The sequence below is a fragment of the Stappia indica genome (assembly GCF_001696535.1).
Classification (GTDB): Bacteria; Pseudomonadota; Alphaproteobacteria; order Rhizobiales; family Stappiaceae; genus Stappia; species Stappia indica.
Map to the genome: position 1 here is coordinate 434,811 of NZ_MBQE01000004.1, position 14,187 is coordinate 448,997.

The following is a 14,187-nucleotide window of genomic DNA, read 5'->3' on the forward strand; positions in this document are numbered from 1 at the left end:
GCTCGTTCCGTCCGTTCCAGTGTTGCGGCGCTCCTTGCACCGGGTGCGGGCCGCGTATCGATTGGCCGGCAGGGTAGGCTGCAGGGGCTGGGCCTTCAAGCGAACCCATCCCATTTGTCAGGTCGTCGTTGATAATCCTTTCGGCGCTGTTCTACAAAGTTGATCGATAAATCATCACAGTGCACGTAAGCTTGGAATCGTATGCTTGCGATGATCCGCTCCCGGGCTGGCGTCGTAACACTGGCAAAGGATCTCCGGGAACGACCGCTCCATCATTCGGGATGTATTGGCGCGGAGCCGTTCGTGGAGTATGAGCGATGAGACGCGGCCTTGGGGGCGCCGCGACAGGGATTGGACTGAAATGGACGCATCACGCGAACAGTTCGACGCGCTGCTGGCCGGATACGTGGCCGGGACGCTCGCCGAACCTGCAAGACTGCTCGTGCGCAGCCATCTCGACCTGTCGCCGGTCAATCGCGGTTTCGTCCGCGATCTGGAGGCTGCAGGCGGGACGATGCTCGAGGAAATCGCTCCCGTGAGGATCGAGAACCGCGACGCCATGCTGGCCGCGATTTTCGCCGCCTCCGCCGACGAGCCGATCACCGTACCGCAGGCGGCGACCAGGACACGGCTGCCGCTGCCGCTCTTCGATTTCATCGGCAAGGATGTGGCGGACATCCCCTGGAAGACGAAGCTTCCGGGGCTGAAGGAGTACAAGGTCGCCGACATGGACGGCTGCAGCGCCAGCCTGCTGTGGATCCGCGCCGGAATGGCGATGCCGTCCCACACCCACCACGGCACCGAGCTGACGCTGGTGCTGGAGGGCGGCTTCTCCGACCTGCACGGGCACTATGTGCGCGGCGACGTCGCCTATGCCGACGACGATGTCGACCATCGTCCGGTGGCCGACGACGACGAGGACTGCATCTGCTTTGCCGTGACCGAAGGCAGCCTGCGCCTGACCGGCCCAATCGGCCGGCTGTTCGCCCCGTTCATGCGGGGATGATCCGGCACGGGTGATCCGGCGGCGTTGAACTGCCGTCGGCACTCTGGCGCAGCTGGTCTGCGCGACTGCCTCGACCGGGCCTTGAGGGATCCGGTCGAGCTGATTTCTTTTGTCTTTTTCGAGCGATGAAGCAATCCACCGACGCGCACCTGCCGTAAACCCCTGACACAACAGGAAGGAGGCAGACGATGCGTTCGAACGCTTCTGGAGCCGTTGCTCCGCAGGACGGCGTGGCCTGGGTGACCGGCGCAAGCTCCGGTATCGGGGCGGAACTGGCGCTCGAGCTGCAGCGGCACGGCTGGACCGTGGCGGTGACGGCCCGCTCGGCCGACGCGCTGCAGGATCTGGCCAAACTGGCGATCCCCGGAGCGATCCTGCCGATGCCGGGCGACGTGACCGATGCCGAGCGCATGGCCGAGATCGTCGCCGAACTGGAAGAAAAGCACGGCGGCGTCGCGCTGGCCGTGCTGAACGCCGGCGTCTACCTGCCCGTCGACGGGACCGATCCGGACCTCTCCGCCTTTCACACCTCCTTCGACGTCAATCTCAAGGGCACGGCCAACGCCCTGGTGCCGCTGGTGAACGCGATGAAGCCGCGCCGACGCGGTCAGATCGCCATCGTCGCCTCGGTCGCCGGCTATAGCGGGCTGCCGACCTCGGCCGCCTACGGAGCCACCAAGGCGGGCCTGATCAATCTGGCGGAATCGATGAAGTTCGACCTCGACCGGCTCGGCATCTGCCTGCAGGTGATCTCGCCGGGCTTTGTCGACACGCCGGCGACGAAGGACAATCCCTTCCCCATGCCGCACCTTATGAGCGTCGAGGCGGCCGTCGCCGAGCTGGTGGAGGGGCTGGAAGACCCGGCCGACTTCGAGATCTCGTTCCCCAAGCGCTTTACCCGGCAGCTGAAGCTGCTGCGCATGCTGCCCTACCGGCTGTATTTCGCACTAGTGGCCCGCAGCACCGGCTGGTCGCGCAAGGGGGACCCGAAGGACGACGCCAAAGAGTGACGCTCGCCGCTATGCGAGGGGCCGGCCCGGCGCCTCGTCCCGCGCGGCGAGCGAGCGGGCGAGCTCCGCATGGGCTCCGGCATCGAGCGGGAAGTTCCACATCAAGGCGATGGCGACGAGCTTGAGCCCGACAGGTACGAGCGCATAGAGCGCGACCAGCATGCCGAGACCGCTGTCTCCGGTGCCTTCCGCGACAAAGCCTGCAAGGTCGAGCAGCGGAAAGGCAAGGCCCACGGCAAGCGCCAGCGACAGTTTCGTCGCAAGCCCCCACAGCGCGAAATAGAGCCCGGACCGGCGGCTGCCGGTCGCAAGGCGGTCGACATCGATCACGTCCGCCTGGATCGCGGACGGGAGGGCGAGATCGGCGCCGAGGGCAAGGCCGGTGAGGACGCAGATCGCCGCGAAACCGGCAAGGTCGCCCGGGCCGAGCAGCGGCACCAGCGCGAAGATCGCGCAGGCGCCGAGCATGGCGAACGACCAGCTGCGATGCTTGCCGAGCCGCTTCGAGACGGCGATCCACAGCGGCACGCCGGCAATGCCGCAGAAGAAATAGAGGAACAGGAACGGCCCCTGCATCTGCGGCGCTTCGAGCACCCTTGCAACGAAGAACAGGAAGAGGGTGGCCGGCAAGCCGTTGGCAAAGCCGTTGACGACGAAGGCGACGAGCAGGCGCACGAAGGGCCGGTTGGCGGCCAGATGGGCAAGGCCCTGACGCAGGCCGGGCAGGGCGCGGGTCGGCTCCGCCGGCTCCGGCAGGGCGCGGATGGCGAGCATTACCGTCAAGGGAAGTGCCAGCGCGACGAGCCAGGCGAGCACGGCCAGCGCATCGCCCTGATCTCCGGCTCCGCTTGCCTCCACCAGCGCCGGCACCGAGATCGCGACCAGCGTGCCGACCAGCACCATGCCCTCGCGCGCGCCGGCGACGCGGCTGCGGCCGTGATAGTCGTCGGCGAGCTCCGCGCCCCAGGCGGTGTAGGGGATGATCGCCGCCGTATAGCCGAGCGACAGCGCAAGGCCCCAGCCCAGCAGATAGACCCAGCTGGCCCCGTCGGGCGGCGTCAGGATCATGAAGGCGGCGAGCGCGGCGGGAAGGGCGGCGAGCGCCAGCCAGCCGCGCCGCCGGCCGAGCGGCGGGTGGAAGCGGTCGGCGGCAAGCCCCACGAGAGGATCGGAGATCGCATCCGCCAACCGCACGATCAGCAGGATGAAGCCGACCTGTGCCAGCGGCAGGCCGATGGCACCGGCATAGTAGCTCGGCAGGATGACGTAGAGCGGCAGGGTGAGCGCCGCCAGCGGCAGCGCCGGTCCCGCATAGGCCGCAAGGTGCCCCCATGACGGGCCCGGCGCTGGCGCCATGTGTCAGCGCGCCTTTTCGTAGATCATCTGGCGCACGTCGATATTGCCCGAGCGGAAGCCGGCCTCGCAGTAGTGGAAGTAGAACTCCCACAGCCGCTTGAACCGGTCGTCGAAGCCGAGCGGGCGGATGCGCGGCCAGGCGTCCCAGAAGCGCTGGCGCCATTCCTCCAGCGTGCGGGCGTAGTCGTGGCCGAAGATCCGCTGGGCGGCGAGCTTCAATCCGCTGCGGTCGCCGAGCGCTTCCAGCTCGCCCGGCGGCGGCAGCATGCCGCCCGGAAAGACGTGGCGCTGGATGAAGTCCGGCGTACGGCGGTAGTCGTCGAACAGCTTGTCCTGGATCGTGATGATCTGCAGGCCGGCGCGCCCGCCGGGCTTCAGGCAGTTCGAGACGGTCTGGAAATAGGTGCTCCAGTACTCCTCGCCCACCGCCTCGAACATCTCGATGGAGGCAACGCGGTCGTATTGCTGGCGCTCGTCGCGATAGTCCTGCAGCTTGAGCGTCACCCGGTCGGCTAGGCCGGCCTCCTGGATGCGCCTGGAGGCGAAGTCGAACTGCTCGCGCGAGATGGTGAGGCCGGTGACCCTGGCGCCGATCTCGCTGGCGACGAATTCGGCAAAGCCGCCCCAGCCGCAGCCGATCTCCAGCACATGGTGATCGGGCGTGATGCCGCTTTCCTCCGCCAGCGCCCGGTACTTGCGCTTCTGCGCCTGTTCCAGGTCGTTGACGCCGCCGTCGTAGAGCGCCGAGGAATAGGTCATCGTCGGGTCGAGCCACTCCTTGTAGAAGGCGTTGCCGAGGTCGTAATGGGCCGAGATGTTGCGCCGCGAGCCGGAGCGGGTGTTGCGGTTCAGCCAGTGGCGGAAACGCACCATCATCCGGAAGATCGGGCTGCCGCGCAGCATGTCGGCGGTGGCATCGCGGTTGCGGCAGAACAGCTCCAGGAACGTGGTGACGTCGGAACTGGTCCACTCGCCGACCATGTAGCTCTCGCCGACGCCGATGTCGGAGCCGCTGAGCAGCCGACGGATGAAGCGCCAGGAGTGGATGCGCACTTCGGCCTCCGGACCGGGCAACTCGCCGCGGATCAGGAAGCGCCGGCCTTCGGGCGTTTCCACGCTCAGGGAGCCGGCCTTGAGGTTGAGGGCGATGCGAAGGCCGAGGCGTGCGAGCCGGGGAAGTCCGGCGAGGGCCTGGCGGGCATTTTCAGGTGTGAGAACGATCGCAGTCGACATGGTCGGTCGCTCCTCGTCGGACAGCCGGGACACTTCAGCTCCCCGTATATGCATTGTGGCGTCGAATGGTTCCCGGACGTTGAGACGGCGAATGAAAAGGTGCGCCCTTGAGCCAGAGGCGGAGCGCTTCCCAGTGGATTCCGCCGACCACTTTGAGTGTCATGAACGGGATTTTCAAGCAGAGCGAGAGAAGCGCACGGCTCGTCGCAGGCACCGCCGTACCAGCGAAGGCGGCGGACAGGAGAGGTCCCGTAGCGTCACTTTCCAGGATGCGGATGCGCACCGCCTTGCCTGGCGGCAGCACGCGGAAGGCATAGGTCTGCGCCATGTCGATGAAGGGCGAGACGTAGAAGGCCTTGGCCCGGGACTGGCGGATGCCCTCCGGCCCGCGCTGGCTCTCGCGCACCGGCTCCACATAGGTGTGGATGTCGCCGAACGTGTTGCGCACCTCGTAGACGAGGGCGAGCAGCGCGCCGGCCGCGTCATAAGCGAAATAGACCGACAGCGGATTGAACACGTAGCCGAGGATGCGCGGATAGCACAGAAGCAGGATCCGGGCCGGCGGCTCGTCGATGCCGCGCGCGGCCAGCAGCGCCTCCACATGGGCGCGCAAGGGGGTGCCGTCGCGGGGCCCGTGATCGGCCTCGTGGAAGGAGGCGAGATTGAACCGGCCGACGGAGAACAGGCGCGACTGGCGGTCCGCCTCGCCCAGCCGGTCGAGATCGACCAGCAGCGAGAAGACCGAGTAGTCGAAGCGGTGGCCGAAGGGCTTCAGCCGGGCGTGCATGACCTTGCCCGGATAGAGCACGGCGGCCGCCTCCGGCGGCGGGCCGTTGGCCTCCTGCGTCGTCGCCATGGGGCGCGTGGTCATTCGGCTGCCTCCGCGGTGCGCGCGACGCCGTCCGCGCCGACGCGCCAGGGGATCTCGCAGCCGATCGCCTCGGCGACGGAGAGGCCGGCGGCAAGGCCGTCCTCGTGGAAGCCGTATCCGCACCAGGCGCCGCAGAACCAGGTGTTGCGGTTGCCCTGGATCTGGCCGAGCGCCTTTTGCGCAGCGATGGCGGCCGCGTCGAACTGCGGATGATCGTATTCGAACGTGCCGAAAGTGAGGTCTTCGCGCGGGCGCTCGACCGGATTGAGGCTGACGAAGACCGGCTTGTCTCCGGGCAAGTTCTGCAGCCGGTTCATCCAGTAGGTGACCGAGGCATCGCGGTAGGGGGCGTCCGGATCGCTGGAGGCGATGTAGTTCCACGAGGCCCAGACCCGGCGCCGGCGCGGCATCAATGCGCGGTCGCGGTGCAGGTAGACCTGGTTGGGCCGGTAGCGCACCGCGCCGAGGATGTTGCGCTCCTCCGGCGAGGCATCGGCAAGCATGGCCAGCGTCTGGTCGGTGTGGGAGGCGAGCACCACATGGTCGAAGACGTCCTCGTGGCCGGACGTGTCGCGCACATGCACCCGGCCCTTGTGGCGCGTCACTTCGGCGACCGGGGTCGCCAGCCGCACGCGGCCCTGGAGCGGCGAAAGCAGGCGCTCCACATAGGTTCGGCTGCCGCCGGAGACCGTGCGCCAGACCGGGCGGTCGCGGTTGACCAGGCGGTGGTTCTCGAAAAAGGCGATGAAGTTCTCCGCCGGGAAGGCCAGCATGTGGGCCGGCGGCGTCGACCAGATCGCGGCGCCCATCGGCAGCAGGTAGTCGCTGGCAAAGCAAGGCGAGAACTTGCGCCGCGCCAGGTAGTCGGCAAGCGACAGGCCGCTGAGATAGCCGGACGCGCGGTCGGCGACGCTCATGCGGTTGAAGCGCAGGATCTCGCGCAGCATCCACATGAAGCGCAGCGAGACGATGTTGCGCCGCTGTCCGAAGATGGTGCCGAGATTGCAGCCCGACCATTCCCGCACGCCGCCGTCGAGCGAGAAGGAGAAGCTCATGTCGCTTGCCTCGGTCGCAACGCCGAGATGATCGAACAGGGCGGTGAGGTTGGGGTAGTTCAGCTCGTTGTAGACGATGAAGCCGGTGTCCACGGCCATCGGCGTGCCGTCATAGTCGATGTCCACGGTGGCGCTGTGGCCGCCGGGGCGCGCACGCTTCTCGTAGAGCGTGACGTCGTGCCTCTCGCTCAGGGCCCAGGCGGCGCTGTTGCCGGCGATGCCGGAACCGATGACGGCGATACGCATTGCGTGTCCTTCTTCTTCAGGAAGCGTTTTTTATGGTCTGGAAGGCATCGAGGGCACGCTGGCGGGCCTTGGCATGCTCGACCATCGGTCGGGGATAGGTGTCGCCGAGGCGGACGCCGGCTTTCTCCAGCATCTCGCGCGGGGCCTCGTGCGGCTTGTAGATGTGGGAGGCCGGCATGTCGGCGAGCTCCGGCACCCAGCGCCGGACATAGGTGCCGTCGGGGTCGAACTTCTCGCCCTGGCTGGTCGGATTGAAGATGCGAAAGTAAGGCGCGGCATCAGCGCCCGAACCCGCCACCCACTGCCAGCTGGCGGTGTTGTTGGCCGGGTCCGCATCCACCAGCGTGTCCCAGAACCAGGCCTCGCCCTCGCGCCAGTCGATCATCAGGTGCTTGATCAGAAAGGACGCGACGACCATCCGCACCCGGTTGTGCATGTAGCCGGTGTGCCAGAGCTCGCGCATGCCGGCATCGACCAGCGGATAGCCGGTCTGCCCCTTGGTCCAGATACGGAACTGCTTCTTGTCCTTGCGCCAGGGGAAGTCGTCGAAGCGCGGCTGGAAATTGGCGTGGCCGATGTCGGGGAAGTGGAACAGCAGGTGGTAGGAGAACTCCCGCCAGCCGAGCTCCGAGCGGAACTTGTCGAGCTGCTTGTCGCTGATCTCGTCCTGCGCCGCGGTGCGGTCGCCGGCCGCATACCAGATGCGGCGGGGCGAGATTTCGCCGAAGCGCAGATGCGGGGAAAGCAGCGACGTCGCATCCTCGCCGGGCATGTCGCGCTGGGCGGCATACCGGCACAGCCGGTCGTCGAGAAACGCTTCCAGCCGCTTGCGCGCACCGGCCTCGCCCGGCGTCCAGGTGTCGCGCAGGCCGCCGGCCCAGTCGGGGCGCGAGGGCAGGGGCAACAGGTCGTCGATCTCCTCGCCCTCGAGCGAGGGCGCCTCAGGCAGGCGCTCGGATGGTGCCTTGAAGTCCTGCGGCTGCGCCGGGGCGCCGCGCGCATTCATCGCGCGGAAGAAGGGAGAGAACACCCGGTAGGGCAGGCCCTCGCCGTTGAGCACGTCCCAGGGTTCGGCCAGAAGTGCGCCGTTGAAGCTCTCGGCGACGAAGCCGTCTTCGCGCAGCGAGGACTTCAGCTCCTTGTCTATGGCGATGCCCGGCGCATCGTAGCGCCGGTTCCAGACGATGTTGCCGGCGCCGGCCTCCGACAGCACGGCGGGAACGGTCTTCAGCGCCGGACCCTTGCGCAGCACCAGCGGCACGCCGATCTTGTCGAGGTCCCTGGCAAGCGCCTTCAGCGACAGGTTCAGCCACCAGCGCGAGGCGCCTCCGAGCGCGCGGGGCCCATCCTTGCTCTCGTCCAGAACATAGAGCGCGACGACGGGGCGACCCTGTCCAACGGCTGCGGCGAGCGCAGGATTGTCGTCGAGCCGCAGGTCATCGCGGAACCAGACGACAATCGGGGAGGGGCTGTCCTTTGAGGGCATATGGCGGAGCTTCCGTCTTCAGCGGGTGTGTGCTCCTCATTACGCCTGCTTCTGTCTGATGGATCAGCACTTTTTCGCAGCAGCGGAAGAACCCGTGCCGGCGGGCGGAAACGAAAAACGGCCGCGCCGGGAGGGCGCAGCCGTTTTTCGGTCGTTGTCGAGGGCGGAGTGCCGGGCAATGCGGGGAAGCGGTTTGCCGGTTCTCTTCTCGGTCGGTCAGTCTGGAGCGCGTCGCGTCAGGCGCGGAACGGCTCGGTGATCCAGTTCCAGGCGACGACGACGCTGTCGGCGGCGCTGCCGATGCTGGCGACGATGGCGGACCACACGGCGTTACCGAACGCTGCGATCCGCATCATCGCGGATGGTTCCGGCCGGGAGGTCTCCTCGATGAACTCGATCGTCGTCTGCAGGTTCGGATCGTCGACCACGCGGCGGGTCACCACCAGGCGGGCGTCGGGGGCAACGCGCGATTGGTCGGTCTTGGCGACGCGGGTTTCGGCCTGCTGCGGTTCCGTCATGGCACGCACGACCACGGCGCGGCCGTCCGGCAGCAGATGCGTCTCGTTCTGCGAGACCTCGCTGTCGTAGATCACCTCGCCATGGTCATCGATGAGCTCGACCCAAACGGTCTTCCGGCCGTCGCGTTCGACCTCGCCGACCCAGATGGCGTAGGAACTGTCCTCATCGGCGCCCTGCGGGGTGCCGAGCGTCACCGCCAGGCGGTCTTCCGGGATCGTTAAGGTCTCGCGATCGCTCTTTTGGAGCACCGCGTCGGCGGTTTGCGCGTGCAAGTCGGACGCCGCCACAGCCGCGAAGATACCAACTGTTGCGGCAATCATGAGCCCGGTGCGCGCACCACTGTGCTGCGCAGCCACACTGCGTGACTTTCCTGCAACGATATTCTTTGCGATTTTAAACATTCGTCGCCTCCCAAGGCTGGGCAGTTCCGGTTTCTTTTGCCGGTAACTGCCTGAATGTTGCTAAGTCTGAGATTTGGTGTGTGTCATCCAAATATTCTAGACCAAGCCTGCACCAACGTCTCTCAAACATCCTGACAAATCAGTAACGCCCATCACACTCCGGCAGTTCCCGCGGAAACGATTTTTTTACATTTGTCAAAATCGCGTCGGTAACGCGCTGGAATCACGAGGGTTTCAAACCGGGCGAGAATGGGGCGCGTGAAAGGCGAAAAGGTGGCGCAGTTAATTTCACGTTTCCGTGAAGTTTGCGGGGAGAGCCAAAACCGGGAATGCTAGCGCCGCACCCCGGCGGCGGAGGCCATTGCAGTGCCCAGATGCGGCAGGCAGACGGTGCGCCCCGAGGCGGTGCGCTCGACTGTCACGTCGATGCCGTAGACCGTCGAAAGCGCCTGCGGCGTCAGCGTCGCATCGGGCGGCCCCTCGGCCAGCACGTTGCCGGCGTGCAACAGCGCCACCCGCGTTCCCACGGCAAAAGCGTGGTCCGGGTCGTGGGTCGACAGGACCACGGTCAGACCGCCGGCAGCAAGGCCGGCGATCTCGGCGAGCACCTTCGCCTGGTTGCCGAAGTCGAGGCTGGCGGTCGGCTCGTCCATGACCAGCAGCGGCGTTTCCTGGGCAAGGGCGCGGGCGATCAGCACGAGCTGGCGCTGGCCGCCGGACAATCGCGTGTAGTCCTGCGTGGCGAGATCGGCGATGCCGAGACGGGCGAGTGCGGCCCGCGCCGCCTCCTGGTCGCGCGGCCCCGGCTGGGCGAAGGTGCCGAGCCGGGCGGTACGGCCCATCAGCACGACTTCCTCGGCCGGAAAGGCGAAGGGGATCGCATGTGCCTGCGGTACATAGGCGATCTTGCGGGCGATCTCCGCGCGCGGCAGCCGGCCGAGCGGCATGCCGTCGAGCAGCACCTCGCCGCCTTGCGAGGGGATGAGGCCGAGCAGCGTCTTGAACAGGGTGGTCTTGCCCGAGCCGTTGGGCCCGAGCAGGCACAGGACCTCGCCGGGACCGGCGGTCAGCGTGATGTCGCGCCCGACGGAGCGGCCGCGATAGCCGGTGGCGAGCGCTTTCGTTGCCAGCCTCATGCCCAGGCCCTCCGCCCGCGCGCCAGCAGCCACAGGAAGAAGGGCGCCCCGACGACGGCGGTGAGAATGCCGAGCGGCACCTCCGCGCCCGAGACGGTGCGCGCCAGCGTGTCGACGACCAGCATGTAGGCCGCGCCGAGCAGGGCCGCGACCGGCAGCAAGGTGCCGAAGCCGGGGCCGACCAGCATGCGCGCCACATGCGGGATGACGAGGCCGACCCAGCCGACGACGCCGGCAATGGCAACCGCGCTCGCAGTCACCAGCGTGGCGCAGCAGATCACGGCAAGGCGCAGGCGGCCCGCCTCGATGCCGAGCGAGCGGGCCTCCTCGTCGCCGAGCGACAGGACGTTGATGCGCCAGCGCAGCAGCACCAGCGGCACCAGCCCGAGCAGCACGACGGGCGCGGCCGGCAGCACGTCCTCCGTCTTGATGCCGGCCAGCGAGCCGAGCAGCCAGAAGGTGATCGCCGGCAGCTGGTCGTAAGGGTCGGCCAGCACCTTGAGCAGCGAGGTTGCCGCGCCGGTCAGCGCGCCGACGACGACGCCGGCCAGCACGAGCACCAGCGTCCGGTCGCCGGTGCGCACGGCCGCGGCGACGAAGCCGACAAGGGCGACGGCCGCAAGCCCGCCGGCAAAGCCCATCAGCTGGATCGCGGCGACAGGCAGGGAGAGGAAGATGCCGAGCACCGCGCCGAGCCCGGCACCGGCCGAGACGCCGAGAATGTCGGGCGAGACCAGCGGATTGCGGAACAGGGTCTGGTAGCAGGCGCCGGCCGCGGCAAGGGCGGCGCCGACGAGAAGGGCGGCGGCAACGCGCGGCAGGCGGATCGACAGGAGCACGGTCGCGGCCCGGTCGCCCTCGGCAAGCGTGCCGGTCGCGCTGCGCCACAGGACGGCGAGCGCTTCGCCGGGCGACAGCGGGAAGGGGCCGATCAGCAGGGCCGCCAGCGCAAGCAGGGGCAGCGCGGCGACCAGCAGGGCGACGGCAAGCCCGGATCGCGGCGTCAAGGCGCGCGCCCGTTCGCCCATTCCAGCAGCGTGTCGAGCTCGGCCTCCGACAGCTCGACATGATACCAGAGGCGGTAGAAGGCTCGGGTTTCCTCGCGCAGATCCTTCGTCCAGAGCTCGGGGTAGAAGAGACCGGCGAGCCATTTCAGGCCCATCATCCGGTTGAGGGAGGGCGGCCGGTCGATCCAGCCGAAGGGGGCGGTCGGCGACAGGTAGACGCGGCCCTCGCGCACCGCCGTGATGCCGGACCACACCGGGCTGGACCACACCGCGTCGAAGAAGGTGCGGTCCCAAGTGATGATCGTGTCGGGATCGGCGAGGATCACCTGTTCGGGCGAGGCCTGCACCAGCCCGTACTGGCCGGGCGCCTCGGCGACGTTGCGCCCGCCGGCCCGCTCGATGATCTCTGTGTTGATCGAACCCTTCATGCCCGTCTCGAGCCCGTCGGGGCCGCGCGCGAGGTAGACGCGCGGGCGCTCCGCCTCGGGCACCGCGCCGAGCGCGGCATAGAGGGCGGCGAAAGTCTCTTCCACGTCGCGGGCGAGCGTTTCGCCGCGTTCGGCTACGCCGAGCGCCTCGCCGACGAGACGCAGGGAGTTCGCGGTCTCCTCGAAGCGGCCGTTGATCAGGATGTAGGGAATGCCGGTCTGCGCCTGCACCCGGTCGGCAAGGTCGGCATAGGTGTCGCGGACGGAGCCGAAATCGATGATCAGGTCGGGCTTGAGCGCGAGCACCCGTTCAAGGTTCGCCTCGCCGCCGCGCCCGGTCAGCCGGCCGGTCTCCGGCAGGTCGCGATAGGCCTCGGCGATATAGGGACGCTCCTCGCGGCGCAGTGCCCGCGGCCAGCCGAGCAGCGCCTCGGGCTTCAAGGCATAGACGAGAATGGAGGCGGGCGGTCCGGCGGCGAAGACGCGCGAGACGGTGTCGGGCACCTCGACGGTGCGGCCGGCGGAATCGACGATGGTGCGGGCGCTCGCCGGGGCAGCGGCCCAGAGCAGGGCCGTCAGGGCGGCAGCAAGGAAGCGGGCAGGTCTGGTCATGTCGGGCTCCCTGTTCGCGCGCCCTCAGGTCATGCGCCTTCCATCACGACACGGCCGCCCGCCCGGTGTCAGTCGAGCTTGCCCGGCGCGTCGAAGCCGTAGTCGGCCAGAATCTCCTGGCCGGCCGGAGACAGTATATAGAGCGCAAGTTTCCAGGCGTCGCCAGAGGCGCCGTCCATGACCGTGAGGCCGTAATCCGCACCGACCGCCAGCGCGGAGGGCAGATGCACGATCCGCAGCGCCTCGACCTCCTGGCGGGCGAGCAGCGCGTTGGTGCAATAGGTGAGGAAGATGTCCGCCTTGCCGCTTTCCATCACCCAGCCATAGGGGTTGCGGCCCTCGGGGGCGGGCTCGCTGTCCTTGCCGCCGGTCAGCTGCAGGGCCTTGGCCTTGAGCGTTTCGGTGGCGCCGGCCGTGACAGTCTCGGCCTTGTCGAAGGCCTGGAAGGCGTAGTCGCCGGAGGGATCGGCCTTGGGTGTCGAGGTGCCGACGCGAATGTCCTCGCGCAGCATGGTTGCGAGCAACCCGTCGCTGTCGGTCTCGACTTGCGGCTGAACGAGTGCGCACAGACGGTTGCGCGCGAACAGGACCACGGGGGCGGCCTTGCCCGCCTCGGCGAGGCGCCGCGGATGGGCCATGTTGGCCGAGGCGAAGACTTCTGCCTTTTCGCCGCCCTCGATCCGCTCGCGCAGCAGGCCCGAGGGGCCGAACGCCCGTTCGACCTTGGTGCCGGATGCTTCGGCGAAGGCATCGGCGATGTCGGTCATCGCCGACTTCAGGCTGCCGGCGGCATGAAGATGAACAGGGGCGGTGTCTGCCATGGAGGGGCTGCAAAGGGCGAGGGTGGCGGAAACGGCGAGAACCGTAGCGGCGAGGGTGCGGCGCATGCGGGAAGCCTCCGGTCCGGGGGAGTGAACCGGCGCGGGGAGGGCCCCCGCGCCGGAGTGTGTCGCTGCCGGGCGAAGTTCGCCTCAGCTGCCGGGCTTGGCGTTCGCGAAGAACAGCTGCTGGCCGTCGATCTTGTAGTCGGCGATGACCTGCTGGCCCTCGTCGGAGATCACCCAGTCGACGAACTGCTGACCGAGGTCGGCCTTCACGTTCGGGTGCTTCTCCTTGTTCACGAGGATGATGCCGTACTGGTTGAACATCTTCTCGTCGCCCTCGACGGCGATCTTGTACTCGCCCTTGTTGCCGAAGGAGATCCAGGTGGCGCGGTCGGTCATGATGTAGGCGCCCATGCCGGTGCCGGTGTTGAGCGTCGCGCCCATGCCCGAACCGGTCTCGCGATACCAGCCGCCCGAAGCCGCCTTGACGTCGACATCGGCCGCCTTCCAGAGCGCCAGCTCCGCCTTGTGGGTGCCGCTGTCGTCGCCGCGCGAAGCGAACGGGGCCTTGGCCTCGGCGATCTTCTGCAACGCGTCGGTGACGTTGTTGGAGCCGGCGACAGCGGCCGGATCCGACGGCGGGCCGACGATGACGAAGTCGTTGTACATGACGTCGAAGCGCTTCACGCCGTCGCCATCGGCAACGAACTTCTCTTCCGCCGGCTTGGCGTGGACGAACAGCACGTCGCCGTCGCCATTGGCGGCGTTCTTGATGGCCTGGCCGGTGCCCACGGCCACGACGCGCACCTCGATGCCGGTCTTCTCCTGGAACTTCGGCAGCATGAACTCGAAGAGGCCCGAGTTCTGCGTGGAGGTGGTGGACTGCACCACGATGAACTTCTCTTGCGCATGCAGCGGGGCGGAAAGGCTGGTGGCCAGAAGGCCGGCTGCCGCGAGTGTCAGGAACTGACGACGAAGCATGTTGAAACTCCCTCTT

The 14,187-nt window shown here is 67.9% G+C and carries 13 protein-coding genes; 2 read left to right on the forward strand and 11 right to left on the reverse strand.

Annotated features, from left to right (window positions below; translation table 11 throughout):
• Positions 1 to 361 precede the first annotated feature (361 nt).
• Entirely contained in the window at positions 362 to 1,006 is a 645-nt protein-coding gene (locus tag BBX35_RS16320; protein WP_067222148.1) for a ChrR family anti-sigma-E factor, read from the forward strand.
• 188 nt (positions 1,007 to 1,194) lie between these two features.
• On the forward strand, positions 1,195 to 2,016 hold the full coding sequence (locus BBX35_RS16325) for an SDR family NAD(P)-dependent oxidoreductase (protein ID WP_067222150.1): 822 nt from the start codon (positions 1,195 to 1,197) through the stop codon (positions 2,014 to 2,016).
• Positions 2,017 to 2,025: 9 nt separating this feature from the next.
• Here the strand turns inward: BBX35_RS16325 and BBX35_RS16330 are convergent, their stop codons facing one another.
• From BBX35_RS16330 to BBX35_RS16380, 11 genes are all read right to left on the reverse strand, one after another.
• Complete coding sequence (locus BBX35_RS16330) at positions 2,026 to 3,372, reverse strand: MFS transporter (protein ID WP_067222152.1); 1,347 nt, start codon at positions 3,370 to 3,372, stop codon at positions 2,026 to 2,028.
• A gap of 3 nt (positions 3,373 to 3,375) precedes the next feature.
• Positions 3,376 to 4,605, reverse strand: a complete 1,230-nt coding sequence (locus BBX35_RS16335) for a class I SAM-dependent methyltransferase (protein WP_067222713.1) — start codon at positions 4,603 to 4,605, stop codon at positions 3,376 to 3,378.
• A gap of 34 nt (positions 4,606 to 4,639) precedes the next feature.
• Positions 4,640 to 5,476 (reverse strand): DUF1365 domain-containing protein, encoded by an 837-nt coding sequence (locus BBX35_RS16340; RefSeq protein ID WP_067222153.1) that lies wholly within the window; start codon positions 5,474 to 5,476, stop codon positions 4,640 to 4,642.
• The gene (locus BBX35_RS16345; protein ID WP_067222155.1) at positions 5,473 to 6,777 is read right to left on the reverse strand and encodes an NAD(P)/FAD-dependent oxidoreductase; all 1,305 of its coding nucleotides are present in this window, start codon (positions 6,775 to 6,777) and stop codon (positions 5,473 to 5,475) included. Before BBX35_RS16345 ends, BBX35_RS16340 begins: the two co-directional genes overlap by 4 nt.
• A 16-nt stretch (positions 6,778 to 6,793) precedes the next feature.
• Positions 6,794 to 8,263 (reverse strand): cryptochrome/photolyase family protein, encoded by a 1,470-nt coding sequence (locus tag BBX35_RS16350; protein WP_067222157.1) that lies wholly within the window; start codon positions 8,261 to 8,263, stop codon positions 6,794 to 6,796.
• Positions 8,264 to 8,499: 236 nt separating this feature from the next.
• A complete protein-coding gene (locus tag BBX35_RS16355; protein WP_208979862.1) occupies positions 8,500 to 9,183 on the reverse strand; it encodes a hypothetical protein in 684 nt (227 codons plus the stop codon).
• 332 nt (positions 9,184 to 9,515) lie between these two features.
• Positions 9,516 to 10,319, reverse strand: a complete 804-nt coding sequence (locus BBX35_RS16360; protein WP_067222158.1) for an ABC transporter ATP-binding protein — start codon at positions 10,317 to 10,319, stop codon at positions 9,516 to 9,518.
• Positions 10,316 to 11,347, reverse strand: coding sequence for a FecCD family ABC transporter permease (locus tag BBX35_RS16365; RefSeq protein ID WP_067222160.1), 1,032 nt, complete (start codon positions 11,345 to 11,347; stop codon positions 10,316 to 10,318). Before BBX35_RS16365 ends, BBX35_RS16360 begins: the two co-directional genes overlap by 4 nt.
• Positions 11,323 to 12,366 (reverse strand): iron ABC transporter substrate-binding protein, encoded by a 1,044-nt coding sequence (locus BBX35_RS16370; protein ID WP_067222161.1) that lies wholly within the window; start codon positions 12,364 to 12,366, stop codon positions 11,323 to 11,325. The genes BBX35_RS16365 and BBX35_RS16370 overlap by 25 nt, the downstream gene beginning before the upstream one ends.
• Positions 12,367 to 12,434: 68 nt before the next feature.
• Positions 12,435 to 13,253 carry a molybdate ABC transporter substrate-binding protein gene (locus BBX35_RS16375; protein WP_067222163.1) on the reverse strand — a complete coding sequence of 273 codons (819 nt, stop codon included), beginning with the start codon at positions 13,251 to 13,253 and terminating at the stop codon, positions 12,435 to 12,437.
• 84 nt (positions 13,254 to 13,337) lie between these two features.
• Positions 13,338 to 14,171, reverse strand: coding sequence for an ABC transporter substrate-binding protein (locus tag BBX35_RS16380; protein ID WP_067222165.1), 834 nt, complete (start codon positions 14,169 to 14,171; stop codon positions 13,338 to 13,340).
• Positions 14,172 to 14,187: the final 16 nt, after the last annotated feature.